General features: G+C 65.6%; 1 protein-coding gene. It reads right to left on the bottom strand.

What is annotated here, in order from left to right; genetic code table 11:
• On the bottom strand, nt 1-1481 hold a 1481-nt coding region (locus tag ABZV40_RS46410; RefSeq protein WP_355456516.1), incomplete at its 3' end, for a hypothetical protein.
• Between the last annotated feature and the right edge of the window lie 14 nt (nt 1482-1495).

Genomic DNA, 1495 nt, shown 5'->3' with positions numbered 1-1495 from the left:
GGGTGGTGTCCGGCCGGCTGGTGTCCGATAAGGACACCACCGGCCAGATTGCCTTCTGGCACCCCGGAAGCAGGGAACAACACACCCGCACCCTGTCCCTCTGGTCCGGGATCCATGCCGGGGTCCGCGCCACGCTCACTTGGCTCGTCGACGGCGTCGATCACCAGCGGGTCTGATGCAGAAGGATCATCGTGTGTTCCCGCCGGGGACATCGGCGTCTGAGGCGGTCCGGACCAGCTCGCAGACTCCTCGACCCCCAGCGGCGCTGATACCGGATGGAGTGCGGGCTCACTTCCTGACCCCGTCGGCTGGTCACCGCGGCCAGCACCGACCTCATTGCCACCGGCCTCACGCTCCTTCACGCCACGCCACAATCTATAGACCGTGGGCCCGCTGATCAGTGTGCTGTTGTCGGAGGGGGGGTAGCCGGACAACGCTGCGACAGCCTCCCCGGTGAGCGGGGATCCGTCGTCGTCGTTCTCGCCGCTCAAGCCTTTCGCCCACTGCCAGATCACGTCCCGGGCACTCGGGGACTTCAAGGCACCGAGTCCGTTGCGGAGCATGAATTGCGCGGACCTCTCCTCGTCGCGCAGGACGTCTACGATGTGCTCCACCAGGAACTGCGGCCCGTCGAGACGGCGGCGCCACCCGACGATCGCCTTCTCCTCGGCCTCCGACAACACCACCGGATCAGCCGCACGCCACGAGTCCCTGACAATGGTCTCACTGATCAGGGGTTTCTTGTCGGAGGGGGTTATGCCGGACAACCTGACAACAGCCATTGGGGCGAGCGGGTATCCGTCCTTGCCGCTCACGCCGTCCAGGCCTGCCTCCCGCCGCGAGAAGCCGTTCAGGCCTTTCGCCCACCGCCAGACCACGTCCCGGGCACTCGGGGACTTCAAGGCACCGCTTCCGTCGCGGAGCATGAATCGCGCGGACCTCTCCTCGTCGCGCAGAACGTCTACGATGTGCTCCACCAGGAACTGCCGCCCGCCGACACCACGACGCCACCCGATGATCAACTTCTCCTCGTCCTCCGACAACACCACCGGATCAGCCCTGGCCCACGCTGTATGGACCGCGTTCACACTGATCAGTGGTTTCTTGTCAGAGGGGGTTATGCCGGACAACGTGACAACATCCGCTTGGATGAGCGGGGATCCGTCGTTGTTGTTCAGGCCTGCGTCCCGCCGCGAGAGGCCTTGCAGGCCTTCCGCCCACCGCGAGAGCAGATCCCGAGCCCTGCCGGACTTCAGGCCACCCGCTCTGTCGTGGAGCGTGAATGCAGCGAACCCCTCCTCGGTCAGGATGCGTTTGATGTGGTCGACCAGGAACTGCGGCCCGACGGTACGGCGGCGCCACCCGACGATCGACTCCTCCTGCTCCTCCGACAACGACACCGGATCGCTCCCAGCCCACGAGCTCCTGACCGCGTGCTCACCGATCAGTGGTTTGCGGTCATCAGAGGTTGTGCCGGACAACCTGACAACATCCG

The sequence above is a fragment of the Lentzea sp. NPDC004782 genome (assembly GCF_040609115.1).
Classification (GTDB): Bacteria; Actinomycetota; Actinomycetes; order Mycobacteriales; family Pseudonocardiaceae; genus Lentzea.
The sequence above is the reverse complement of the archived record's forward strand: the minus strand, read 5'-3'. Positions and strand labels throughout refer to the sequence as shown.